Source organism: Albidovulum sediminicola, from assembly GCF_025751575.1.
GTDB classification, from domain to species: Bacteria; Pseudomonadota; Alphaproteobacteria; order Rhodobacterales; family Rhodobacteraceae; genus Albidovulum; species Albidovulum sediminicola.
This window is the reverse complement of record NZ_JAOWLA010000065.1, coordinates 1-931: the sequence shown is the minus strand read 5'-3', so window position 1 is coordinate 931 and position 931 is coordinate 1. Positions and strand designations below refer to the sequence as shown.

Annotated in this window: 1 pseudogene; it reads left to right on the top strand. The window is 64.0% G+C overall.

From position 1 onward, the window contains the following. Nucleotides 1–54: 54 nt before the first annotated feature. Nucleotides 55–931, top strand: a pseudogene (locus OE647_RS20110) (IS3 family transposase); the annotation flags it as partial.

The window sequence follows — 931 nt, the reverse complement described above, 5'->3', positions numbered from 1 at the left end:
TGGACTTGCCCGGAAAATGTGGAGAGCACCAACTGAGGAACCAGGAGGTGTTCTATGGGAAACGGAAACAGGCCGACGCCGGAGTTTCGTCGTGAAGCGGTTCGGTTGGCACTGACCAGCGGCCGGACACGGCGTGAGATCGCGGAGGATCTGGGCGTCGGGTTATCGACGCTGACGCGGTGGCTGAGCCGGGAGCGCGATGTTTGTGAGCCAAGTGAGGCAACGCTCGATCTGCACGCGGAGTTGAAGCGGCTGCGACGAGAGAATGCGGTCCTGAAGCAAGAGCGCGACATCCTAAAAAAAGCCGCGGCCTTCTTCGCGAGGGAGGGAAATCGGTGAAGTTCGCCTTCATCGATGCAGAGAAGGCCAGCTTCCCGATCAGCCGGATGTGCCGTGTTCTGGGTGTCAGCCAGAGCGGCTTCTTCGCCTGGCAGGAACGTCCGGCCTGTCGCCGTCAGCAGCAGGACATGTCCTATCTGGCCCATATCCGCACCGCCTTCGCGCTGTCGAACGGCACCTATGGCAGCCCGCGCATGCACCGCGATCTCGTCGACGAGGGCCACGAGATCGGGCGGCATCGCACGGCGCGGCTGATGCGAGAGAACCGGTTGATCGCGCGGCAGAAACGGCGCTTCAAACGGACGACGGACAGTGAACATGCCTGGCCGGTCGCGCCCAATCTGGTTGCGCAGGACTTCACGGCGGACGGCCCGGACAGAAAGTGGGGGGCGGACATCTCCTACATCTGGACGGCCGAGGGCTGGCTCTACCTCGCCATCGTTCTGGACCTCTTCTCGCGGCGCGTCGTCGGTTGGGCCACGAGTGATCGCCTGAAGCGCAACCTGGCGGTCGAAGCCCTGCGCCGTGCTCTGGTGGCTCGCAACCCCGCGCCGGGCCTGGTTCACCATTCCGACCGTGGGTCGCAATACTG